Origin of the sequence: Phenylobacterium zucineum HLK1 (genome assembly GCF_000017265.1) — a bacterium.
Lineage (GTDB): Bacteria > Pseudomonadota > Alphaproteobacteria > Caulobacterales > Caulobacteraceae > Phenylobacterium > Phenylobacterium zucineum.
The window spans coordinates 1-20,587 of the sequence record NC_011144.1 but is presented as its reverse complement, the minus strand read 5'-3'; the positions used below and the strand labels follow the sequence as shown (position 1 = coordinate 20,587).

Here is a 20,587-nt window from a genome sequence, read left to right as displayed (position 1 = left end):
AGCTCAGCGCGAGGCGCCCTCGCGGGCGTAGCGGGCGGGGATCTCGCCGGCCTCGGCGAAGGAGGGGCCGGTCTTCTCGGTCACATCGACCTTCACGTGCAGGGAAAGGCCCGGCCGCAGCGCGCCCGAGAGCGGCTGGCCGCGGTCGACGGCGATCTTCACCGGCAGCCGCTGGGCGATCTTGGTGAAGTTGCCGACGGCGTTCTCCACCGGGATCAGGGCGAACTCGGCGCCCGTCGCCGGGGCGAAGGAGTCGACGCGGCCCTGGAGCGTCTTCTTGCCGAAGGCGTCGGCGCGGATCTCCACCGGCTGGCCGATGCGCAGGCGGGCCACCTGGGTCTCCTTGAAGTTGGCCACGACATAGGCGTCGCCGAGCGGCACCAGGCTCATCAGCGCACCGCCGGGGCGCACGTACTGGCCGGGCCGGACGCCGCGCGCGCCGACGACGCCGGCCACGGGCGCGCGCACCTCGGTGCGGGCCAGGTCGATGCGGGCCTGTTCGACCGCCGCACGGGCCGCGGCGGCCTGGGCCAGGCTCTGCGCCCTGGCGGAATCGAGCGAGGCGGCGGTGCGGCGCTCGGCCTCCAGCGCGGCGGCGGCCTGTTCGACCGCGGCGCTCGCCCGTTGCTCGGCGGTGCGGACCGACTGCGCCCGCTGCGAGGAGACCCAGCCCGACTGGGCGAGGGCGCCGTAGCGCTTCAGCTCCGCGCTGGCGAGCTGGGCGTCGGCGCGGGCGCTCTCCACCGCGGCGGCGCGCTGGGCGATCAGCGCCTGCTCGAGCCGGGCCTTGTCGTCCACCTGGCGGACCGCCGCCTCGAGGGCCGCGGCGTTGGCCTCGGCCTGGGCGAGCCGGGCCTTGATGGTCGCCGGATCGATGCGGACGAGAACCTGGCCGGGCCGGACGGCCTCGTTGTCGCTGACCAGCACCTCGGCCACATAGCCCTCGACGAGCGGGGCCACCGTCACGGTGTCGGCCTGCACGAAGGCGTTGTCGGTGGTCTCGTAGTGCTGCTTGTTGAACCACCAGACCCCGCCGCCCGCCGTCACGGCCACGAGGGCGGCGCCGCCGGCGACGAGGGGAACCAGACGCTTTCTCGGCAGCCCCGCCATGTCGGTAGATCCCGGAAACTGAAGATGGGTCACTAAAAATGGACCCGAGAGTCCAACAGAGGCGTCAGATAAGCTGCTCCCGGTCCTCCGGCAAGCGAACTTTGGACGGCGGCGTCCATTTTTCGATGCCGGCTGGCGGCGGAGCGCCGGGGCGCGTAATCGTCGCCGCATGAGCGGACCGTCCGAGGCGTTCGACGCCGACGTCATCATCGCCGGCGCCGGCATGGCGGGCGCCACCCTGGCCCTGGCCCTCCAGCAAGGGGGCCTGAGGCCCCTGCTGATCGATCCTGTGGCCTTCGAGGCCCAGACGGCGCCGACGTTCGACGGCCGCGCCTCGGCCATCGCCTACGCGGCCTACCGGCAGTGGCGGGCCCTGGGTCTTGCCGAGGCCTTCGACCCGCACGCCCAGCGGATCGAGCAGATCCTGGTGACCGACGGGCGCACGCCGGGCGCCTCGACCGGCGCCCCGACCCCGTTCTTCCTGCGCTTCGACTCCGCCGAAATCTCGGACCGGTCCGAAGGCGAGCCGCTGGGCTACCTGATCGAGAACCGCCACACCCGGGCGGGCCTGGCCGCCGCGGTGCAGGCCGCCGGCATCGAGGTGCTGGCCCCCGCCCGCGTGGTCGGCTGCGAGTTCACGCCCCGCGCCGCCACGGTGATCCTGGCCGACCGCCGGCGGCTGTCCGCCCCGCTGGTCGTGGGGGCCGAGGGCCGCGGCTCGGCGGTGCGCGAGGCCGCCGGCATCGGGGTGGTCGGCTGGCCCTACGCCCAGACCGGCGTCGTCGCCACCGTGCGGCTGGAGCGGCCGCACGAGGGCGTCGCCCACGAATACTTCCTGCCCGGCGGGCCCTTCGCCATCCTGCCGCTGACCGACAATCGCGCCAGCCTCGTCTGGACCGAGAGCACGGCCCGCGCCGAGGCGCTCAAGACCGCCCGGCTCGAGGTGTTCCAGGCCCACCTGGAGCGCCGCTTCGGCGAGTTCCTGGGCGGGATCACGGTCGAGGGTCCGGTGTTCACCTATCCGCTGTCGCTGCAGCTCGCCGAGCGCTTCGCCGGTCCGCGGGTCGCGCTGCTGGGCGACGCCGCCCACGGGGTGCACCCGATCGCCGGCCAAGGGCTGAACCTCGGCCTGAAGGGCGCCGCGGCGCTGGCCGAGGTGCTGGTGGACGCCGCGCGCCTGGGCGAGGACATCGGCTCCGAGACGGTGCTGGAGCGCTACGCCGCCTGGCGGCGCTTCGACACCGTGACCCTGTCGGCGGGCATGGACGCCTTCGTGCGGCTGTTCTCCAACGACAACCCGCTGGTCCGCATGGTGCGCGGGGTCGGCATGGCCGCGGTGAACCGGGTGGGTCCGGCCCGGCGGTTCTTCATGCACGAGGCCGGCGGCGCGGTCGGCGACCTGCCCCGCCTGCTGCGCGGCGAGGCGCTGTAGCTACTCGCCCTCGCCCAGCTCGCGGGCTTCCTCGGGCAGCATGATCGGCACGCCGTCGCGGATCGGATAGGCGAGCCGGGCCGAGCGGCTGACCAGCTCGGCCTTCTCCCGGTCGTACTCCAGGGGCCCGCGGGTCAGCGGACAGACCAGGATCTCCAGCAGGCGCGGATCGACGTCGACATCGAGGGCGGGCAGGGCGTCTTCCATGCCTTCCCTCTACTGCACCGACTGGGTGTCGTCATCCGGCTCGGAGGCGTCGATCTCCAGCAGGGCGATCAGGGTCTCGAACCGGCCCATCAGCCCCTCGGCCTCCAGCAGCGCCTGCTTCTCGGCCGGTTCGAAGGGCAGGCCCATGCACAGGCTGTTGACCAGGGCCTCCAGCGGGGCGCTGCTGGCGGTCTCCCAGTCGATGTCCAGCTCGCGGCGGTTCAGGTAGCGCTTCAGCGCGCGGCCGAAGCGGGTGCGGGCGGCGGCGGAGGCGTCCTGCGCCGCGTCCCGGTCGAGGTCGCCCTCGAACCGGTCGTACCGGGCCCGCAGCTGCCGGTAGGGGGTGCGCAGGATCAGCTCCTCGCCCGCCTCGAAGCGGCAGATGCCGGTGAGGGTGATCAGATAGCGGCCGTCCGAGGTCTCGGCGTAGCTGGTGATCCGGCCCGCGCAGCCGACGTCGGCCAGCTTGGGCCGGGTGCGGTCGCCGCCCGGCTTGCTCTGGATCATGCCGATGATCCGGTCGCCGCCCATGACGTCGTCGATCATGTTGAGGTAGCGCGGCTCGAAGATCTGCAGCGGCAGGTCCCCGCCCGGCAGCAGCAATGCGCCGTCCAGGGGAAAGACCGGAATCACCTGCGGCAGGTCGGCGGCTCTGCGATAGGCGGCCATGGCGCCCGCCTCCCTAGCTGAACAGCAGGGAGGAGAGCTTGCGCCGGCCCTGCTTGGCGACCTCCGAGGTCGGACCCGCGGCCTCGAAGATGGTGAGGAGCTGCTTGCGGGCGGCCTCGTCGTTCCAGGCGCGGTCGCGGCGGACGATCTCGATCAGCTCGTCCACGGCCTCCATCATCCGGCCCGAGCCGGCCAGCGCCTTGGCGAACTCGAAGCGCGCCTCGTGATCGTCGGGGTCGGCGGCCAGGCGCTGCTCGAACTCGGCGGTTTCGGACGGGGCCTCCTCGGCCAGGGCCAGGGCGGCGCGGACGGCGTCGAGGTCGGGGTCCTTGGCGCCCTCGGGGGCCATCTCCAGCACCTCGCGGGCGCGCTCCAGGTCGCCCGACTGCTGGTAGAGGCGGGCGAGGCCGCCCAGCGCCTTCACGTTCTGCGGATCGGCCTGCAGGATCTGGGCGTAGGCCTGGGCCGCGCCGCCCATGTCGCCCAGCTCGAGCGACTCCCTGGCCATCTCCAGCATCTGCTCGATCGGATCGCCGCCGCCCTGCTTGGCCAGGCGGTCGACGAACTGCTTCACCTGGCTCTCGGGCAGCGCGCCCATGAAGCCGTCCACCGGCCGGCCGTCCACGAAGGCGAACACCGCCGGGATCGACTGCACCCGCAGCTGGCCGGCGAAGGCCGGGTTGCGGTCGATGTCGACCTTGACCAGCTTCACCGCGCCCTTGGCGGCGGTCACCGCCTTCTCCAGCGCCGGGCCCAGCTGGCGGCACGGGCCGCACCAGGTGGCCCAGAAGTCCACGATGACCGGCGTGGTCTTCGAGGCCTCCACCACGTCGGCCATGAAGCTGGCGTCCGTTCCGTCCTTGATGATCTCGGCCTTGTTGACGTCGCCCGTCGGCGCGCCGCCGGTTTCCCCGATCAGGGTCATCGCCCGAAGTTCCCTTGTCCCACTGCGCTGACAAAACGCCTTGCGTCCAAGATGGTCGCAAGACGGCCCGGCTTCAACGCAGGGCGCTCAGGCGTTCTCCACCACGGCCATGGCCTGGAAGTCCACAACCATCGGCTCCACGCCGATCGCGGCGAGAAACCGGCGGAGGTCGGCGCCGCTCACCGTCGTGGTCGCGGTGTTGGTCAGCGGGTGGAAGTTGACGAGCTCGGCCTCGGCCAGGGTGCGGTCCAGCACGAAGCGCACGCGCCGGGCCCGATCGTTGACCAGGGCGAAGGCGGTCACCGAGCCGGGCGTCACGCCCAGGGTCTCCTCCATCAGCTCGGCGTTCCCGAACGAGAGCCGCGCCGAGCCGATCACCTGGTGCAGGCGCTTCAGGTCGATCACCGCGTGGCCCTCGGCCGAGATCAGCCACAGCTGGCCCTTGGCGTCCTTCAGGAACAGGTTCTTGGTGTGGGCGCCCGGGATGCGGGCCTTGATCTCCTCGCCTTCCTCCACCCGGAAGACGGCCGGATGGTCGAAGGTGGCGTGCCGCACCCCGATCTCGTCGAAGTACGCCAGCAGCTCGTCTCTCGTCATCGCCATGGCCGCTCCATAGCGGAACTGGACGGGAAGGGGAGGGGGCCCGTAAAGGTCTCGGCCATGGAACTCGAGTGCTACCCCACGTCCCGCAACCCGCCCGAGCTGGTGCCCGGCCGGCCGAACCGCGCCTGGATGGACCGCTTCGCCGAGCGGCACCCCTACCGGTGCCTGCCGCTGTCGATGGCCAACACCTCGGGCTGGGAGCTGCTCTGCCCGGTCAGCTTCACGGCGGAGTGGAACGGGGGGATCCACCAGCAGGACATCAAGCTGACGCCGGACCACCCGCACCCGGACTTCCACCTGCTGGCGTCCAGCCACTTCAGCCACGGGGTGCTGACCTTCCACTCGGGCTATCTGTTCCGCACCCCGCCCGGCTGGTCGATGTGGGTCGGCGGGCCGCCGAACCACGTCAAGGACGGCATCCAGCCCCTGGCCGGGGTGGTCGAGACCGACTGGCTGCCCTTCCCCTTCACCATGAACTGGATCTTCACCCGCCCTGGGAAGGTGCGCTTCGAGAAGGGCGAGCCCTTCTGCTTCATCACCCTGCTGCAGGACCACCCGCTGCACGAGATCCAGCCGGTGATCCGGCGGATGGATTCCAATCCCGAGCTGCGCCACCAGTACGACGTCTGGGAGAAGCACCGCTCCGAGTTCAACCAGAAGATCTTCCGCGGCGATCCCGAGGCCACCAAGGAGGCCTGGCAGCGCTACTACTTCAAGGGCGAGTTCCCGGAAGAGGTCGCGCCGGCCCCCGAAGGGCACGTCAACAAGCGCCGGCTGAAGGCCCCGAAATTCGGCTGAGAAATTGCGCCATTCGGCCGCTTGCCAACCGAAATGGCCTCTGTCATAAGGCCGCCTCTCGCAATTGGAGGCGTCGCCAGACACCTCCGCGGAGCGCGGGCGTAGCTCAGGGGTAGAGCACAACCTTGCCAAGGTTGGGGTCGGGCGTTCGAATCGCCTCGCCCGCTCCATTTTCCCTCCAGGGGGAGACAAGCGAAGAGGCCGCCAGACCCGGCGGCCTTTTGCGTTTGGGGCGCTTCCGCTAAGCAGGCGCCGGGCCTGCGGGGATCGCCTTGCTGTCAGATCGTCACCTCGCGCTCTTCGGGCGCACACCGGCCGCGGCGCGGACGTTGAAGTACCTGGGCGAGGACCGCGAGGGCTTCGAGGCGGCCTGCCTCGCGCGCAACCCCAAGGCGCGGTTCGCGGACGACGGGCCCGAGGCCCAGGTGGATGCTCTCGCCACCGACGACCTCGACGCCGCCCTGAGGGACCTGTCCGTCGCCGAGGCCCTGGCGCCCGGCGGCGCGTTCGTCGCCGTGTTGAGGCCGGCCGCGCCTGAGCGGGTGCGCTACCTGCTGGCTCTGGTCCAGGCGCTCGGGATCGAGGTCCTGCAGCTCCAGCCGCTGGCCGGGCCCGAGCCGTTCTTCAGCGACATCCGCTCGAACCTGGTCCCCGCGGCGCTCGCCGAGCCGCCGCCGGCGACCGAGGCGGGGCTGGTGCTGGTGGGCCGCAAGGCCGGCGGGCCCGCCGACCCGCCGCTGCTGGTTCAGTTCGCCGCCTTCGCCCCGCGGCTGATGGACATCCGCACCTCGCTGCCCTCGCTCGCCCTGCGCACCGATCCCGGCCTCGTCTTCGCCTGCCAGAAGATCCCCGTGTCGCTGCCGCCGACGCCGCCCGGCGCGCCGAAGGTGATCATCCTCCAGCGGCCCAACGACACCGACACCGACAAGCTGCGCCAGCTGTCGCTGGCGTGCATCCGCGAGGGCTGGGTGATCGTCATCGAGCACGACGACCATCCGAGCCTGGTGGCGGCGGTCGGCAAGCGTCCGGTGCGCGACACCGACTGGCTGCGCTTCAGCCTGGTGCACGCCGTGCAGACCTCCACCGAGCAGCTGGCCGAAGCCTACAGGCCCTACAATCCCGAGGTGCGGGTCTTCCCCAACGCCGTCTTCGAGCTGCCGCCGCTGCGCGAGGACAAGCCGCCGCGGGTGTTCTACGGCGCCGTCGGCCGCGGCCCCTTCGCGGCGGAGGTCGCCCGCTCGCTCGGGCCCGTGACCGCCCGCCGGCCCGACGCGGAATTCGAGGTCGTGGGCGACCGGGCGGTGTTCGACGCCCTGCCGACCGACCGCAAGCGCTTCCACGACTACCTGCCCTACGCCGACTACCTGCGGCTGATGGGCGGGTGCGCGGTCTCGCTCTCGCCCATCGAGGACCGGCCGTTCCTGGACACCAAGAGCGACGCCAAGTTCCTCGACGCCGCCTCGGCCGGCGCGGTGATCCTCGCCTCGCCCACCATCTACGCCGGGGCGGTGCGCCACGGGGACACCGGGCTCATCGCCGAGCGCCTGGAGGACTGGGCCCCCCTGCTCTCCATGGCGCTGGAGGACGAGCCGATGCGCCGGCGCATCGCGCGGCAGGCGTGGGGCTACGTCCGCGACGAGCGGATGTTCGCCTATCAGATCGAGGCGCGCTCGGCCTGGTACCACGAGCTCTGGCGCCGCCGCGAAGAGCTCGCCGCCGCCCTCTTCGCGCGCGACCCGAAACTCGCCGCCCTCGTGGCCGAGGCGGCGTAGCCATGGACCTGGACCTGCCCGCGAACGCGCTGGCCGAGGCGCTGCGCGTCGCGCGCACCGCCGAGCAGCTCGATGTGGCCATCGACCACGTGGCGCGGGTCGCCGGCCGCTTCCGGGAGCCCGAGCTCTACGGCCGGATGCTCTACGCCTCCGAAGTCGATGCTACGGTCCCGGTGCTGGCGCAGCGGCTGAAGCTGAAGGACCTGCCCGGCGAGCTTTCCAACACGCGCGCCGTCGTGCTCGTCAGCCGCCTCTACGCTTCCGGCGGCCACAGCCGGGTGGCGGCCGACATCGTTCGGCGCCTTCCGCCGGCCTCGGCCACGCTGGTGATGACCGACCCCAAGCGCCAGTTCCGCCACCGGCAGATGCTGAACGGCGTGCCGGGCTTCGACCTGCGCGCCGCGGTGCTGCTGGCCTCGGCCACCCCCGCCGAGCGGATCGTTGAGCTCTACAACATCCTGGCGGCGATCCGGCCGACCCGCATCTTCCTGCTGAACCACCACATGGACCTGACGGCGGTGGCCGCCGCCTGGCCCTTCCGCGACGTGGTCGAGTTCATCCATCACGCCGACCATCTGCCCTGCCTGGGCGCGACCCTGCCGTTCGCCGCCCACGTCGACCTCACCTGGACCTGCCACTTGGCCTGCCGCGACGCGGGGCTGCGGCCGCTCTACGCGGGGCTCGCGGCGCCTGCCCTGGCCCCGGGCGAGGTCGCGGCGAGGCCGGGGCTTCGGGTCGCGACGTCCGGCGTCCAGCACAAGTTCGAGGGCCGGCGGGCGCACGCCTGGGCCGACTTCGCCGCCGCGGTCCTACGGCGGCCGGGCGCCGAGATGATCCACATCGGCGCCACGAGCCCCGAGTTCGAGCAGGGTCTGCGGCAGGCCCTTGCGGGCGCCGGCGCCGATCCGGCCCGCTACCGCTTCGTCGGACAGGTGGAAAGCGTGCACGCGGCCCTGCTGGAGCACGGCGCCGACGTCTACCTCTCCAGCTTCCCCGAGACCGGCGGCAAGGCGAACCTCGAGGCCATGGCCGCCCGCATCCCGGTGATCCTGCCGATGGCGGCCGGGACGCCGCCCCTGCTGCGCTACGACCTGCCGCTCCGCCGCTGGACCGAGGTGGAGCGGCCCGACCAGATCGACGCCGCCCTCGACGCGGCGCTCGCCATGGCCCCCGCCCTGCGCACCCCCGAGGCGGTCGCCGAGCTCGAACGCGAACTCGGCCGTTTCGACGCTTATGTCGCGAACGAGGCGGCCCGGCCCTAGCGGCGCTGCGCCACCACGTAGATCTCGCCGGCGATGTCGGGGTAGCGCTCGCCCAGCACCATGAACGCCTGCAGCATCTCGGGCGTCCAGTCGCGCTCGATCTGGCCGTTGGAGACCGGCTTCATCCAGTAGCCGCCGAACACCTCGATCGACAGGCCGGCCTGCATGAAGTCGCGCCGGAAGGTCTCGGGATTGTAGACCCGCCGGTGGCCGTGCTTATGGTCGGCTTCGTTCAGGGCCTCCTCGAACGGCAGCATCCCCATGATCACCGCCGCCTGGCGGTGCAGCGAGCGCGCGTTGGGCACCGCCGCCAGGATGCGGCCGTCGTCCGTCAGCCACTCGCGGGCGAGCGCCAGGATGCCGACCGGATCGTCCACGTGCTCCAGCACGTGTCCCAGCACGATGCTGCGGAACTTCTGCTTCGGCTTGAACTCCTCGAAGAGGGCGTGGACCACCTCGATCTGCGGCCAGCGGGCCTTGATCGAGTCGCAGAACACCTTGGCCCCCTCGACCACCGTCAGGGGCTCGTCCAGCGAGGCCAGGTCGCCGGTCATGTAGCCTTCCGCCGGCCCCATCTCGAGGATCGGGCCCGGGCGGATGTAGCGCCGGAACACCTCGAAGGAATGGGCGATGGTGGCGCGGTTGGCGCCCGCCCCGTAGGTGGAGTCGGCCGCGATCTCGTCGAGCCGGCGGCGCTCTTCTTCGGTCATGGTGGCGCTCATGTCGCGGCCTCTATGATCTCTATGAGGTTGAGGGTCGGGGTCATCAGGAAGGCGATCCGGCGGCCGCCGAAGGCGACGGCCGGCACGGGGCCGGCGGTGACCCGCAGCCCCCTGCCCTGGAGCGCCTGAAGCGCCCCGTCGAAATCGCGGGCCTCGAAGGCCTGGTGGTAGAACTTGGTCCCGCGCTGCAGGTAGCCCTCGACGGGCGAGCCCTCGGCGGCCGGGGCGAGCAGCTCCAGGCGCGGTCCGGGCCCGATGATGAAGCAGCCGTGGATCTTCTGGACGGGATCGGTGAACGCCTCGCCCTCCAGGGCGTAGCCCAGCCTCAGCCAGCCCTCGCGCTCGCGGTCGATGTCGCGGCAGGCGACGCCGAGGTGGTGGAAGCTGAAGCCTGGCGCGTCGAGCATGGGCCGTCTCTACGTCCCCGCCACGCGGCTGGCGAGCATCTCGAGCCGCGGGCGCATGGCCGTCCAGGCCTCGCGCGTGACCCGGTGTTCCACGCTGTCGTGGAGCGCCCCGTCCAGCTCCACATGGTCCTTGAGCACCCCGGTTCGCGGCGCGCCGGTGGAATCGTGGAACGAGACGACCCGCTGGTTGTCGGCGACGGTGCGGCAGTAGACCGCCTCCAGCCCCAGCGCCTCGAAGGCGGCGCGGTAGATCAGCAGGGCCGATTCCACCGCCGCGACCGATCCGGGCTTCACGAGCCAGCGGCCCCACTCGGCGGCGCGGGCGGCCTCGTCGATGTCGTAGATCCCGATCGTCCCCACCGCCTCGCCGGTGCGGCCGTCCTCGATCACGAAGTAGACGTCGCCGGCGCGCTCGAAATAGCGCTCCAGCCAGGCCTCCTGGTCCTCGACCCGCGGCGAGGTGGCGTGCAGGAAGCGCCCGAGCTCGGGATCGGTGCGCAAGCCCACGATGAACGGCGCATCGGCCAGCGTCACCGGGCGCAGGCGGAACCGAAACCCCTCGAGGCTGACGTCATGGCGCATCGGCGGCCGTCACCTTCGCCCTCAGGTCGCCGATCGACATCACCTCGCCGATCTCCTCCGCGCTGAACGAGACCCCGAACGCGGCCTCGGTCGCGAAGATGATCTCCAGGTGCTTCAGCGAATCCCAGCGCGCCTCGTCCTCGCGGCGCAGGTCCTCGCCCGGCGCGACCGGGCGCTCCAGCACCAGGCTGAGGATCTCGGCGAGGGTTTCGTCGACGGAGGCGGGCATCAGTTGGTCCATTTCACGGTCACGGGGGCGCCGGACGGCCCCTCTAGCGCCGAGCCGGGCGCCTCGACCAGTCCTTCCTCGCCTTCCAGCGGGCGGCCCGTGAAGCGAGCGGCCCACTCCAGCGCCGGATCGTTCCGGGGGCCGCGGCGCCAGGCGAAGGCGGCCCGGCGCGCGCCGAGCGCCTCGACCCCCCGCCGGAGCGCCTCGGCGACCATCACGTCCTCCAGCCGCCGGCCAAGCGCCCGGCACGAGATGCAGAGCTCGTCCACCACGAGGGTGTCGCCGTCCCGCCGCGCGAAGAGCGCGGCGACCGAGCCGGAGTCCGCCAGCCGGTCGCTCAGCCGGACGTGGGCCACGAGCCGGTCATCGCGGCCGAGGTATTCGTCCACCGCCGTCTCGTCGAGGCGGGCGAGCGCCAAGTTGAACTGGTTGGTCTTGCGGCTGATCTCGGCCAGCCGCTCGCGGTCCTCGGCCGGATCCAGGCTGAGGACCAGCTCGGCCTGGAGCGCCCGCAGGTATTCCTCCTCGTCCAGCTCGCGGGCGAGGGCCTCGCGCTCGGCGTTGGCGGCGATGTCGGCGGCCCGCCCGGCGAAGGTCGCCTTGCCGCGGGGCAGGCCGGGATAGAGGTCGAGCGCCCGGGCTGCGTCGGCCGCGGTGGGGCCGGCGTGCAGCAGGCGCAGGCCGGGGACCCGGGCGCCGGCCTCGACGAGCTCGCCGAGGTTGTCGTCGATCATCAGCACCGCGTCGGGCCCGATGTTGAACGCCTTCGCCGCCGCGCGAACCGCGTCGGACTTGGCCCCCCAGCTCACCTGCCAGGCGCTGACGTGCTCGGCCTTCAAGGGAAAGTCGGCGCGGGCGCGGAACAGCTCGGCCACGTCCTCGGCCTCGTTGCGCGAGACCACCGCCACCAGCACGCCCCGCTCGGCCCAGCGGACGATGGCCGCCTGCAGCGCGGCGTGGTCCGCGGTGAGGCGCACGCCCGAGGTCCCGTCCTCGCCGAGGACGCCTTCGTAGATCGTGTTGTCGAGGTCGACCGCCAGCGCCTTGACCGGCAGGGTGAAGAAGCCGGCCAGGATCTCGAAGGCGAGGGCCCGGGCCGATTCCAGAATCGCGGCCTCGCCGAGCCGCGTGCCGGTCGCCTGGGCGCGGGCCTCGTCGAACGTCCGCTCTCCCAGTCGCCGGGCGATCTCGTCCAGGCGCAGGACCGCGGCGGCCGGGGTGCGTTCGGCCCAGGCCGCCAGGGCCCCGTTCAGCGCCGCGTAGCGGTCGCCCGCGTCGGGCGCATTGCTCACGATCAGCGGCCCCGCCGCGGCGGCGCGCAGGGCGTCGAGACGCCCGACGATCCAGGCGACGAGCGCCTCGTCGTCAAGCCGGCCGTAGCGGGCGTAGTCCAGCCAGACCAGGCGGGCGTCCCCGGCCTCCTCGGGCAGGTTCAGGCTGTCGTCGTAGTCGCCGATCTCGACCCGCATCGGCGCGCCCGCGAAGCCCAGGAAGGCGGGCAGGACGCTCGCGGCGCCCTCGAACGCGTGATTGCGCAGCACCTGGAGCGTGCGCTCGCCCGCGGGCGCTCCCCGCGCGGCCTTCATGAGGCTGAATCGGTTGGGCGCGGCGGCGAACAGCGCCGCCTGCTGCTCGAGGGGCTCCAGGAGGCCGGCCGCGCTCACGAGCCGCCCTCCTCCGTCCTCCGGATCGCCGCTGCGACCGCTTCCGCGTCGGCCGGGGTCATGCCCGGCCACATGGGCAGCGAGAGCACCTCGGCCGCCAGCCGCTCGGCGAGCGGGAACTGCCCGGCCCGGAAGCCCAGGTGGGCGAACGCCGGCTGCAGGTGGCACGGCGTGGGATAGTGGATCAGGGTCTGCACGCCGGCCTCGGCCAGCTTCGCCTGCAGGGCGTCGCGCCGGGCGCTGCGCACGACGTAGAGGTGGTAGACCGCCCGGGCCCAGTCGGCCTCGCCCGGCGGCGTGACGATGTCGGTCGGCAGCGACCGCGCGTAGGCGGCGGCGACCTCGCGGCGTCGCGCATTCCGGGCTTCGAGCCTCGGCAGGAAGACCCGCAGGAACGCCGCCTGCAGCTCATCCAGCCGCGAGTTCACGCCCACCACCTCGTGGACGTACTTGCGCTCCGAGCCGTAGTTGCGCAGGCGCCGCAGGCGGTCGGCTAGCGCGGGATCGTCGGTCGTCACCGCGCCGGCGTCGCCGAGGGCGCCCAGGTTCTTGGTCGGATAGAAGCTGAACGCGGTGGCGTGCGCCAGCGCGCCCGTCCGCCGCCCCCGGTGCTCGGCGCCGTGGCTCTGGGCGGCGTCCTCCAGCACGAAGAGGCCGTGCCGGGCGGCCAGCTCCATCAGGGCGTCCATGTCGGCCGGGTGGCCGTAGAGCGAGACCGGCAGGATCGCCGCCGTCTTCGGCGTCACCGCCGCAGCCGCGGCCTGTGGGTCCAGGGTGTAGGTCCGAGGATCGGCCTCGACGGGGATGATGGTGGCCCCGACCGCCGCCACCGCCAGCCAGGTGGCGATGAAGGTGTGCGAGGGGACGATCACCTCGGCGCCCGGGCCGACGCCGGCGGCCCGCAGCGCCAGCACCAGGGCGTCGAGGCCGTTGCCGACGCCGACCGCGTGCTTCGCCCCGCAGAAGGCGGCGAACTCACGCTCGAACGCCTCCATCTCGGCGCCCAGGATGGTCCAGCCGGAATCGATCACCCGGGCGTAGGCGGCGTCCAGCTCGCTTCGCAGGCCGTCCTCGGCCAGGCCCAGGTCGAAGAACTTCATCGGCGGGCGTGAGCCAGGAAGGCGTCGAAGTCGCGGATGTAATCGCTCTCGTCGTAGACCATCGAGGCCAGCACCATGCAGACCGCCCCCGACGAGAAATTCTCGATCTCTCGCCACAGGTTCGGCCCGATGTGCAGGCCCCGGTGCGGGCGGTTCAGGGTCACCACCTCCTCGGTGGTCCCGTCGTGCAGGCGCACGTCGAAGCTGCCCGAGACCGCCAGCAGCAGCTGGTTCAGCGCCAGGTGGGCGTGACCGGCCCGCATAGAGCCGCTGGGCACGTCGTAGAGGTAGTAGACCCGCTCGATCGCGAACGGGACATGCCGGTTCGATTCCGCAAAGCACAGATTCCCCCGGGGATCCGAGATCACCGGCAGGTCGATGAAGTTGGCGAGTTTTCCGGACATGCGTCGGCGGGACGCTAGTCGAGACCGCGAGTCGAGCCAAGCGCGGCCTGCATCCCCTGGCTCACCCCCTGGCTCACCCCCTGGCTCACCTCGGAGGCTTGCGCTTCAGGGCGACATAGAGCGCGCCGGCCCCGCCATGCCGGCGGTGCGCCTCGGACACCCCCGCGACGATGTGCGCCAGGTGCGGCGCGGCCAGCCATTCCGGCGCGTGGCGGCGCAGGACGCCGTCGCCCTGCACGCCCTTGCCCGTGATCACCAGCACCGAGCGGTAGCCCTCGTCCCAGGCGCGGGCGAGGAAGGCCTCGAGCGCGGCGCGGGCCCGGTCCTGGGTCATGCCGTGCAGGTCGATCCGCGCGCCGATCGGATCGCGCTCGCGGGCGATGCGGGTCTTGCGGTTCGGCTCGATGGCGTCGACGCCCTCCCGCGCGGCTCCCAGCCTGGCCGCCGCGGGCCGCTTCGGCTCGATCCGCGCCGGGGCGTCCAGGTTCTGGGGGGCGGGCTGCTTCGGCGTCGCCCTCCCCGGGAGCGGGTGGACGGTCGCGGCCACCAGCGACCAGATCCGCAGCTCCTCGGGCTTCAGCGGCCGTTTCACCGGTAGGGGACCAGGCGGAACATGCGCAGGGTGTGGCGCACCCGCCCCGCCTCGGCTCCGGCCGCGCCGCCTTCGCCGAGGTAGAGGTCGGCCCGCACCGGCCCCTTGATCGCCCCGCCGGTGTCCAGGGCGGCGACAAGGCGGCGGTAGGTCGGGAAGGCGCCCTTCAGCAGCGGCGCCTCGGCGTCGATCCAGTAGAAGCCGCCGTAGGCGTGGTGCGCCGGGTCCACCGCGATGGCCCGGCCGGCGGGCAGGGGCACGTTCGCCGCGCCGGCGGGCGGGCGGCCGTCGCCCGGGGCGAGGCGGAAGAAGGCGTAGCGCGGATTGAGCCGCATGATCTCGTCGGCGGCCGGGCCCCGGTTGGCCGCCAGCCACAGGCGGATCGCCTCGCCCGAGGTGGCGTCCCGCGCCAGCAGGCCTCGGTCGCGCATGGGATTGGCGATGCCGACGAAGGGCTGGCCGTTGTTGGCGGCGTAGAGCGCCTTCATCCGCCGGCCGTCCTCGAAGGTCAGCACGCCCGAGCCCTGCACCTGCAGGAAGAACAGCTCCTCGGGCCGCATCCAGGCGATGGCGTCGTCGGCCGGACGCGCCTCGATGGCGGCGCGGTCGGCGTAGGGGGCGCCGTTCACCAGGTCGGCGGGCTTCGGCCGCACGGGGGCGCTGAACTCGGCGTCGGGCCGGCGGCGCGCTTCGTAGACGGGAGCGAAATAGGAAATAGGCGGTGAGCACCCCCTCGCCCGGCAGCGGCTCGGCGAGGAAGCGGCTTTCGAACCACCGGCGGGCGTCGGCGGCCGCCACGGTCCGGGCCTCGGCGCACAGCGGCTGCACCTTAGGATCGCGGACCGCCTGGCAGCCCGCGCGGAAACCCTCGAGGGCCTGGGCGTGGTCCTCGGCCGCCCAGCCGGGCAGCTCGGAGAGGAAGCGCGGGCGCAGCGCCTCTCCCGGCGCAGGCTCAGGCGCGGGCGGCGGCAGAGGCCGGTGCGGCGGGACGGCCGGTCCGACGGGCGGGACCACCGTGGGCGTGGCGCAGGCGGTAAGGACCAGGGCGGCCAGGGCCGCCCGCACCGGACCGATGTTCAAGGCGCTTACGCCTCCGCGGCGTCGACGTGGACCAGCATCCAGTTGGGGTCACGGCTCTTAAGATTGCGTTCGAACGTCCACAGCTCGGCGGTGCGGCGGTCGTCCACGGCCTCGCCCTCGGGGCCCTTGGTGCGGCTGCGGAATTCGGCCAGGAACCGGACGGTCACCCGGCCGAGGTCGGCGCCCGTGACGTCGGCCTTCTCGAGGTCGGCGCGGGGCGGGTGGAAGAACTCGACGCTCTCGGTGCGGCCCTCGGCCTCGCGCTGGTCGATGGCCGCCTCGAACGAGGCCAGCACCTGCGGCGCGAGCAGGTTCTTCAGCGTGGCCCGGTCGCCGTCGGCGAAGGCCCGCACGATCATCTCGTAGGCCTGCTTGGCGCCGCCCAGGAAGTGGCCGACGTCGAAGCTGGGGTCCAGCGCCTTCACCGCGGCCAGGCCCGTCAGCGCCACGCCGTCGTCGGCCGGTTCGGCCATCCGGTCGACGGCGCGTACGGAGCCCTGCGCCGGCTCGGCGGCGGCCTGGTCCTCCGGCTGGCGCCCGACGCGCCGGCCCAGCACCGAATAGAGCTGGTAGAGCACGATGGCCGCGAGGCCGGCGAAGATGATCAGCTCGAGGACTTGCAACTTCCTGCCTTGGCTAGGGACGTGGGGGATCCGTCCAACGCCTCAATATAGGCTGCCGGAACGCCGCCGTCAGGGGCGGCGTTGCATCCCCTGAGGCGCCATGTTAGCCGGGCCGCCCGAAGAGACGCGTTTCTCCCGCGTTTGCGATAGGATTGTTTCTCCCGCGTTTGCGATAGGATTCAAGCCAGATCATGTCCGAAACCGACGCCGGCGCCCCGGGCGCGCCCGAAGCCGCCGAAGGCCAGGCGCCCGGCATCCGCATCCTCGCCCAGTTCATCCGCGACCTGTCGTTCGAGAACCCGCGCGCGCCCGACGCCCTGCGCGCCGCCCAGACCCAGCCGCAGATCGACCTCGGCGTCGAGATGAACGCCCGGGGCCGCGAGGACGGCCTGTTCGAGGTGGACCTGAAGCTGTCGGCCAGAGCCACCCGCGACGACGGCGCCCTGTTCGTGGTCGAGCTGCTCTACGGCGGCGTGTTCCAGATCGCCGGCGTGCCGGCGGAGGACCTGGAGCCGGTGCTGCTGATCGAGTGCCCGCGCTACCTCTTCCCCTTCGCCCGCCGGATCATCGCCGACGTCACGGCCGAGGGCGGCTTCCCGCCCTTCATGCTGGATCCGATCGACTTCGCCGGCGTCTACGCGGCCCGCAAGGCCCAGGAACAGGAACAGGTCGGCCACGCCTGACGCCTGCCCTCCCCCTCGCGGGGAGGGACGCTACAGCCCGAACTTGCCCCAGAGCTCCTCGCTCTTGACCACCTCGCGGATGAACGCGGCGTGGACCGCGCGCTCCTCGTCGCTGGAGAGGGGCGCCAGCGGCCTCGGTCGCGCGCCGTAGCTGTTGCGCGTCGCCGCGTGCACCGCGCTGACCGCCGCGGACGAGGTCAGCTCCAGCCGCCGTTCGCGGCCGCCGCGCAGCTCGAGATAGACCGCCGCCAGCAGCTTGGTGTCGATCAGCGCCCCGTGCTTCTCGCGCTCCGCCAGCGAGATCTTGAAGCGCTTGCAGAGCGCGTCCAGCGAGTTGTGCATCCCCGGGAAGCGCTGCTTGGCGAGCGCCAGGGTGTCGATCCAGCGGTGGTCGGGCAGCTCGGCCCGGCTGCACAGGCCCAGCTCGTAGTTCACGAAGGCCCGGTCGAAGGCCGCATTGTGGGCGACGATCGGCGCATCGGCCACGAAGTCCAGGAACGCCTCGACGATCTCGGGCGCCTCGAACTTCGGCTTGCCGCGCAGGAAGGCGGTGGAGAGGCCGTGCACCTTCTCGGCCTCGGCCGGCATGTCCCGGCAGGGATCGATGTAGGCGTGGAAGTGCCGCCCGGTCGGGATGAAATCCTCGATCTCAAGGCAGGCGATTTCCACCAGCCGGTCGCCGGTGAGCGGGTCGAAGCCCGTGGTCTCGGTGTCGAGGACGATTTCGCGCGCCATGGCCCTTCAATGGCCCGGTTCGGCGGCCTCTTTCAACCGGCGGAAACGCGCAGGCGGCTAGTCGCCGCGCCCTCCGTCCGTCCCGGCCCGCAGGGCGGCGATGATGGTCATCACCTGGGCGCGGGCGTGCTCCAGGCCCTGGCCGGTGTCGACGACGAAGTGCGCCCGGGCCCGCTTCTCGGCGTCCGGGGTCTGCTGGGCGAGGATGGCGTCCAGCCGTTCCGGGGTCATGCCGGGCCGGGCCAGCACCCGCTCGCGCTGCATCTGGGGGGGCGCCGAGACGACCACCACCGCATCGACGTTCGCGTGGCCGCCCGTCTCGAACAGCAGGGGGATGTCCAGCACCACCATATCGGCGCCCGCCGCCTCGGCCGCCTTGAAGAACTGCACCCGGTCCTGGCCGACCAGGGGATGGACGATGGCGTTCAGCCGCTTCAGCGCCTCGGGATTTCCCAGCACCTGCTGGCGCAGCGCCTCGCGATCGACGCGGCCGTCCTTCACAACCCCCGGGAAGGCCTCGCCCACGGGCCCGACGGCCGCGCCGCCCTGGTCGTAGAGGTCGTGGACCGCCGCGTCGGCGTCGTAGACGGGGATTCCGGCGTCGCGGAACATCGCCGCGGTGGTGGACTTGCCCATGCCGATGGAGCCGGTGAGGCCGACGATCTTCATGGGGCTCGGCCCTCCAGCGTCTTCAGGGCCAGCGCGCGGACGTCCGCGCCCGCCGGCGGATTGGCGCCGTAGAAGGCCTGGAACGAGGGTTCGGCCTGGCGGATCAGCATCTCCAGCCCGTCCACCGTGCGCCGCCTAAGGTCCTGGGCCCGCTGCAGGAACGGGGTGACCAGCGGCTTGTAGACCATATCCATGACGACCGCCGTCTCGGGGGTCGCCTCCAGCGGCACGTCCAGGCCGGGCGAACCCGAGAGGCCGGCCGAGGTGGCGTTGATCACCGCCGTCGCGCCCTCGAAGGCTTGGGCCGCCGCGTCCAGCGGGCAGGCGACGGCGATGCGGCCCACCGCCCCGGCGACGGCCTCGGCCTTGGCCAGGGTGCGGTTGACGATCCGCACCTGCGGCGCGCCGGCGGCGACGAGGGCGGCCACCGCCCCGCGCGCCGCCCCGCCCGCGCCGAGCACGGCCACGGGTCCGGCGTCGGCCCGCCAGCCGGGGGCCTGGGCCTGAAGGGCGCCCAGCAGCCCCACGCCGTCGGTGTTGTCGGCCAGGACCCTGCCGTCGGCCTCGAAGGTGATCAGGTTGGCCGCCGCCGCCGCCTCGGCCCGCGGGCTCACGACGTCGGCGATGGAGAGCGCCACCTCCTTGAAGGGAATGGTGACGTTCAGGCCGCGGATCGCCCCGCCGCGCAGGCCGTCCACGAACACCTCGAACCGGTCGGCGTCCGGGGCGAAGGCCACATAGACCCCGTCGATCCCCGCCGCCGCCAGCCAGGCGTTGTGGATCAGCGGGGAGAGCGAATGGGCCACGGGCTGGCCCGCGACTCCGGCCACGACCGTGCGTCCCGTGATCGGCGGCTTCATGCGGCGAGGGCTCCATGTCGTCTGAGGAGGTCGAGCAGGCCCAGCAGCGGCAGGCCCAGGATGGCGAAATAGTCCCCGTCGATCTTCTCGAAGAGCTGGGCGCCCGGCCCTTCCAGCCGGTAGCAGCCCACCGAGCCCAGCGCAGCCTCGCCCTCCTCGGCCAGGTAGGTCTCCAGGAAGGCGTCCGAGAACGGCCGCATGGCCAGGGTGCAGGTCGCCACCTCGCGCCAGATCGGGGCCCCGTCCTTGGCGACCACCACGGCCGAGTGCAGCTTGTGGACCTGGCCGCGCAGTTCCTTCAGCCGCTCGCGCGCGGCGTCGATGGTGTCCACCTTGTCGTAGAGCCGGCCGCCCAGCTCCAGCGTCTGGTCGGCGCCGATGACGAACCCCGGCGTCCGGCGCGAGACGCGGACCGCCTTCAGCTCGGCCAGGGCGTCGGCCACCTCGCGCGGGCGGGCGCCCTCCGCCAGCAGGCTCGCCTTGACCGCATCCTCGTCGACGCCGGCCGTCGCGCATTCGAAAGGAACGCCGGCCCCTTCCAGCACCGCCCGCCGGGCGGCGCTCTTGGAGGCCAGGATGATCGTCTCGCTCAACCCAGCACCTCCACCTGGCCGTGGCCGCCGTGCAGCAGGTTGAGCACGGCCGCGGCGGTCTCCTCGACCGAGCGGCGGGTCACGTCGATGGTGGGCCAGCCGTGCCGTTCGTACAGCCGGCGGGCGTAGACGATCTCCTCGCGCACCGCGTCGACGTCGATGTAGCTCGACTCCCGGTGCTCCTTCAGGCTGAGTAGCCGGTTGCGGCGGATCTGGATCAGCCGGTCGGGCGAGATCGTCAGGCCGACGATCAGGGTGTTCTTCATCGTGAACAGCTTCTCGGGGACCGGCCGGCCCGGGACGAGCGGGACGTTCGCCGCCCGCACGCCGCGGTGGGCGAGATAGATGCAGGTCGGCGTCTTCGACGTCCGCGACACCCCCACCAGCACGACGTCGGCCTGATCGAGGTCCTGACCGCCCTGGCCGTCGTCGTGGCCGATGGCGTAGTTCAGGGCGTCCATCCGGTTGAAATAATCGTTGTCGAGCCGCAGGTGCGCGCCGACCCGGCTGGTGGTCGCCGCGCCCAGGTAGCGCTGCATGGCGCTGACCAGCGGGTCCAGGGCCGGGATGCAGGGCATGTCGAGCCGCCGGCAGCCTTCCTCCAGGATGTGGCGCAGCTTTTCGTCGACGATGGTGTGCAGGACGATGCCGGGGGATTCCTCGATGTCGCCCAGCGCCCGGTCGAGCTGCCGCTGGCTGCGGACCAGGGCGTAGATGTGCTCGATCGGCAGGACGTTCTCGAAGCGGGCGCAGACCGCCCGCGCCATGGCGTTCAGCGTCTCGCCGGTGGAGTCCGAGACGAGGTGCACGTGGAAATAGGTGGCGAGCCGGGGCGGGCTGGAGGTCGGCAAAAGGGTCGCACCCAC

At 72.4% G+C, this 20,587-nt stretch carries 25 protein-coding genes and 1 tRNA gene; 6 read left to right on the top strand and 20 right to left on the bottom strand.

The genetic code is table 11. The features are described from left to right. Window positions 1-3 precede the first annotated feature (3 nt). The gene (locus PHZ_RS00130) at window positions 4-1,110 is read right to left on the bottom strand and encodes an HlyD family secretion protein (protein ID WP_041372912.1); all 1,107 of its coding nucleotides are present in this window, start codon (window positions 1,108-1,110) and stop codon (window positions 4-6) included. Between the two features lie 169 nt (window positions 1,111-1,279). Between PHZ_RS00130 and PHZ_RS00125 the strand changes: the two genes are divergently transcribed. Then, the gene (locus PHZ_RS00125) at window positions 1,280-2,542 is read left to right on the top strand and encodes a UbiH/UbiF/VisC/COQ6 family ubiquinone biosynthesis hydroxylase (RefSeq protein ID WP_012520584.1); all 1,263 of its coding nucleotides are present in this window, start codon (window positions 1,280-1,282) and stop codon (window positions 2,540-2,542) included. Here PHZ_RS00125 and PHZ_RS00120 read toward each other — a convergent pair whose 3' ends face one another. From PHZ_RS00120 to PHZ_RS00105, 4 genes are all read right to left on the bottom strand, one after another. Beyond that, on the bottom strand, window positions 2,543-2,749 hold the full coding sequence (locus PHZ_RS00120; RefSeq protein WP_012520583.1) for a Trm112 family protein: 207 nt from the start codon (window positions 2,747-2,749) through the stop codon (window positions 2,543-2,545). 9 nt (window positions 2,750-2,758) lie between these two features. Next, window positions 2,759-3,418, bottom strand: a complete 660-nt coding sequence (locus tag PHZ_RS00115; RefSeq protein ID WP_012520582.1) for an LON peptidase substrate-binding domain-containing protein — start codon at window positions 3,416-3,418, stop codon at window positions 2,759-2,761. Window positions 3,419-3,431: 13 nt separating this feature from the next. Next, window positions 3,432-4,343, bottom strand: a complete 912-nt coding sequence (locus PHZ_RS00110; RefSeq protein ID WP_012520581.1) for a thioredoxin family protein — start codon at window positions 4,341-4,343, stop codon at window positions 3,432-3,434. Between the two features lie 87 nt (window positions 4,344-4,430). After that, the gene (locus tag PHZ_RS00105; protein WP_012520580.1) at window positions 4,431-4,946 is read right to left on the bottom strand and encodes a prolyl-tRNA synthetase associated domain-containing protein; all 516 of its coding nucleotides are present in this window, start codon (window positions 4,944-4,946) and stop codon (window positions 4,431-4,433) included. Between the two features lie 57 nt (window positions 4,947-5,003). Here PHZ_RS00105 and PHZ_RS00100 point away from each other — a divergent pair, with 57 nt between their 5' ends. The 4 genes from PHZ_RS00100 (at window position 5,004) to PHZ_RS00085 (ending at window position 8,778) form a co-directional block, all read left to right on the top strand. Continuing rightward, entirely contained in the window at window positions 5,004-5,744 is a 741-nt protein-coding gene (locus PHZ_RS00100; RefSeq protein WP_012520579.1) for a DUF6065 family protein, read from the top strand. 95 nt (window positions 5,745-5,839) lie between these two features. Then, window positions 5,840-5,914, top strand: a tRNA-Gly gene (locus tag PHZ_RS00095). 102 nt (window positions 5,915-6,016) lie between these two features. After that, complete coding sequence (locus PHZ_RS00090) at window positions 6,017-7,516, top strand: glycosyltransferase family protein (RefSeq protein ID WP_148216751.1); 1,500 nt, start codon at window positions 6,017-6,019, stop codon at window positions 7,514-7,516. A gap of 2 nt (window positions 7,517-7,518) precedes the next feature. Beyond that, window positions 7,519-8,778 (top strand): hypothetical protein, encoded by a 1,260-nt coding sequence (locus tag PHZ_RS00085; protein ID WP_012520577.1) that lies wholly within the window; start codon window positions 7,519-7,521, stop codon window positions 8,776-8,778. Here the strand turns inward: PHZ_RS00085 and PHZ_RS00080 are convergent. From PHZ_RS00080 to timA, 10 genes are all read right to left on the bottom strand, one after another. Further along, window positions 8,775-9,500, bottom strand: coding sequence for a class I SAM-dependent methyltransferase (locus PHZ_RS00080; RefSeq protein WP_012520576.1), 726 nt, complete (start codon window positions 9,498-9,500; stop codon window positions 8,775-8,777). The two genes, PHZ_RS00085 and PHZ_RS00080, sit on opposite strands and share 4 nt — an antisense overlap. Continuing rightward, window positions 9,497-9,907 carry a VOC family protein gene (locus PHZ_RS00075; RefSeq protein ID WP_012520575.1) on the bottom strand — a complete coding sequence of 137 codons (411 nt, stop codon included), beginning with the start codon at window positions 9,905-9,907 and terminating at the stop codon, window positions 9,497-9,499. Before PHZ_RS00075 ends, PHZ_RS00080 begins: the two co-directional genes overlap by 4 nt. A 9-nt stretch (window positions 9,908-9,916) precedes the next feature. Continuing rightward, window positions 9,917-10,489 (bottom strand): GNAT family N-acetyltransferase, encoded by a 573-nt coding sequence (locus PHZ_RS00070; RefSeq protein ID WP_012520574.1) that lies wholly within the window; start codon window positions 10,487-10,489, stop codon window positions 9,917-9,919. Continuing rightward, entirely contained in the window at window positions 10,479-10,718 is a 240-nt protein-coding gene (locus PHZ_RS00065) for an acyl carrier protein (protein WP_041372911.1), read from the bottom strand. The genes PHZ_RS00070 and PHZ_RS00065 overlap by 11 nt, the downstream gene beginning before the upstream one ends. After that, the gene (locus PHZ_RS00060) at window positions 10,718-12,382 is read right to left on the bottom strand and encodes an HAD-IIIC family phosphatase (RefSeq protein ID WP_049758079.1); all 1,665 of its coding nucleotides are present in this window, start codon (window positions 12,380-12,382) and stop codon (window positions 10,718-10,720) included. The genes PHZ_RS00065 and PHZ_RS00060 overlap by 1 nt, the downstream gene beginning before the upstream one ends. After that, entirely contained in the window at window positions 12,379-13,482 is a 1,104-nt protein-coding gene (locus PHZ_RS00055) for a DegT/DnrJ/EryC1/StrS family aminotransferase (RefSeq protein WP_049758078.1), read from the bottom strand. The genes PHZ_RS00060 and PHZ_RS00055 overlap by 4 nt, the downstream gene beginning before the upstream one ends. After that, the gene (locus PHZ_RS00050; RefSeq protein WP_041372910.1) at window positions 13,479-13,886 is read right to left on the bottom strand and encodes a sugar 3,4-ketoisomerase; all 408 of its coding nucleotides are present in this window, start codon (window positions 13,884-13,886) and stop codon (window positions 13,479-13,481) included. Before PHZ_RS00050 ends, PHZ_RS00055 begins: the two co-directional genes overlap by 4 nt. An 85-nt stretch (window positions 13,887-13,971) precedes the next feature. Next, complete coding sequence (locus PHZ_RS00045) at window positions 13,972-14,478, bottom strand: Smr/MutS family protein (protein WP_012520571.1); 507 nt, start codon at window positions 14,476-14,478, stop codon at window positions 13,972-13,974. After that, window positions 14,475-15,131 (bottom strand): MltA domain-containing protein, encoded by a 657-nt coding sequence (locus PHZ_RS23825; RefSeq protein WP_012520570.1) that lies wholly within the window; start codon window positions 15,129-15,131, stop codon window positions 14,475-14,477. Before PHZ_RS23825 ends, PHZ_RS00045 begins: the two co-directional genes overlap by 4 nt. Window positions 15,132-15,563: 432 nt before the next feature. Next, a complete protein-coding gene (gene timA, locus PHZ_RS00035) occupies window positions 15,564-16,181 on the bottom strand; it encodes a TIM44-related membrane protein TimA (protein WP_012520569.1) in 618 nt (205 codons plus the stop codon). A 191-nt stretch (window positions 16,182-16,372) separates the two neighbouring features. Here timA and secB point away from each other — a divergent pair, with 191 nt between their 5' ends. Continuing rightward, window positions 16,373-16,864 carry a protein-export chaperone SecB gene (gene secB, locus PHZ_RS00030; RefSeq protein WP_012520568.1) on the top strand — a complete coding sequence of 164 codons (492 nt, stop codon included), beginning with the start codon at window positions 16,373-16,375 and terminating at the stop codon, window positions 16,862-16,864. 30 nt (window positions 16,865-16,894) lie between these two features. Here secB and dnaQ read toward each other — a convergent pair whose 3' ends face one another. The 5 genes from dnaQ to PHZ_RS00005 are packed head-to-tail and all read right to left on the bottom strand — an operon-like array spanning window position 16,895 to window position 20,587. Next, the gene (dnaQ, locus tag PHZ_RS00025) at window positions 16,895-17,599 is read right to left on the bottom strand and encodes a DNA polymerase III subunit epsilon (RefSeq protein ID WP_012520567.1); all 705 of its coding nucleotides are present in this window, start codon (window positions 17,597-17,599) and stop codon (window positions 16,895-16,897) included. 57 nt (window positions 17,600-17,656) lie between these two features. Further along, on the bottom strand, window positions 17,657-18,268 hold the full coding sequence (gene coaE, locus PHZ_RS00020; protein ID WP_012520566.1) for a dephospho-CoA kinase: 612 nt from the start codon (window positions 18,266-18,268) through the stop codon (window positions 17,657-17,659). Then, a complete protein-coding gene (gene aroE, locus PHZ_RS00015; RefSeq protein WP_012520565.1) occupies window positions 18,265-19,128 on the bottom strand; it encodes a shikimate dehydrogenase in 864 nt (287 codons plus the stop codon). Before aroE ends, coaE begins: the two co-directional genes overlap by 4 nt. After that, a complete protein-coding gene (locus tag PHZ_RS00010; protein ID WP_012520564.1) occupies window positions 19,125-19,721 on the bottom strand; it encodes a Maf family protein in 597 nt (198 codons plus the stop codon). The genes aroE and PHZ_RS00010 overlap by 4 nt, the downstream gene beginning before the upstream one ends. Then, window positions 19,718-20,587, bottom strand: coding sequence for a pyruvate, water dikinase regulatory protein (locus PHZ_RS00005; RefSeq protein ID WP_012520563.1), 870 nt, complete (start codon window positions 20,585-20,587; stop codon window positions 19,718-19,720). Before PHZ_RS00005 ends, PHZ_RS00010 begins: the two co-directional genes overlap by 4 nt.

Bases quoted from the DNA above. Each gene is read 5' to 3' on its own strand.
- PHZ_RS00100 (WP_012520579.1), top strand. From the start codon at position 5,004: ATGGAACTCGAGTGCTACCCCACGTCCCGCAACCCGCCCGAGCTGGTG.
- PHZ_RS00105 (WP_012520580.1), bottom strand. From the start codon at position 4,946: ATGGCGATGACGAGAGACGAGCTGCTGGCGTACTTCGACGAGATCGGG.
- PHZ_RS00070 (WP_012520574.1), bottom strand. From the start codon at position 10,489: ATGCGCCATGACGTCAGCCTCGAGGGGTTTCGGTTCCGCCTGCGCCCG.
- PHZ_RS00050 (WP_041372910.1), bottom strand. From the start codon at position 13,886: ATGTCCGGAAAACTCGCCAACTTCATCGACCTGCCGGTGATCTCGGAT.
- secB (WP_012520568.1), top strand. From the start codon at position 16,373: ATGTCCGAAACCGACGCCGGCGCCCCGGGCGCGCCCGAAGCCGCCGAA.
- PHZ_RS00065 (WP_041372911.1), bottom strand. From the start codon at position 10,718: ATGCCCGCCTCCGTCGACGAAACCCTCGCCGAGATCCTCAGCCTGGTG.
- PHZ_RS00110 (WP_012520581.1), bottom strand. From the start codon at position 4,343: ATGACCCTGATCGGGGAAACCGGCGGCGCGCCGACGGGCGACGTCAAC.
- PHZ_RS00120 (WP_012520583.1), bottom strand. From the start codon at position 2,749: ATGGAAGACGCCCTGCCCGCCCTCGATGTCGACGTCGATCCGCGCCTG.
- PHZ_RS00130 (WP_041372912.1), bottom strand. From the start codon at position 1,110: ATGGCGGGGCTGCCGAGAAAGCGTCTGGTTCCCCTCGTCGCCGGCGGC.
- PHZ_RS00085 (WP_012520577.1), top strand. From the start codon at position 7,519: ATGGACCTGGACCTGCCCGCGAACGCGCTGGCCGAGGCGCTGCGCGTC.
- coaE (WP_012520566.1), bottom strand. From the start codon at position 18,268: ATGAAGATCGTCGGCCTCACCGGCTCCATCGGCATGGGCAAGTCCACC.
- PHZ_RS00055 (WP_049758078.1), bottom strand. From the start codon at position 13,482: ATGAAGTTCTTCGACCTGGGCCTGGCCGAGGACGGCCTGCGAAGCGAG.
- aroE (WP_012520565.1), bottom strand. From the start codon at position 19,128: ATGAAGCCGCCGATCACGGGACGCACGGTCGTGGCCGGAGTCGCGGGC.
- dnaQ (WP_012520567.1), bottom strand. From the start codon at position 17,599: ATGGCGCGCGAAATCGTCCTCGACACCGAGACCACGGGCTTCGACCCG.
- PHZ_RS00115 (WP_012520582.1), bottom strand. From the start codon at position 3,418: ATGGCCGCCTATCGCAGAGCCGCCGACCTGCCGCAGGTGATTCCGGTC.
- PHZ_RS00075 (WP_012520575.1), bottom strand. From the start codon at position 9,907: ATGCTCGACGCGCCAGGCTTCAGCTTCCACCACCTCGGCGTCGCCTGC.
- PHZ_RS00080 (WP_012520576.1), bottom strand. From the start codon at position 9,500: ATGAGCGCCACCATGACCGAAGAAGAGCGCCGCCGGCTCGACGAGATC.
- PHZ_RS00125 (WP_012520584.1), top strand. From the start codon at position 1,280: ATGAGCGGACCGTCCGAGGCGTTCGACGCCGACGTCATCATCGCCGGC.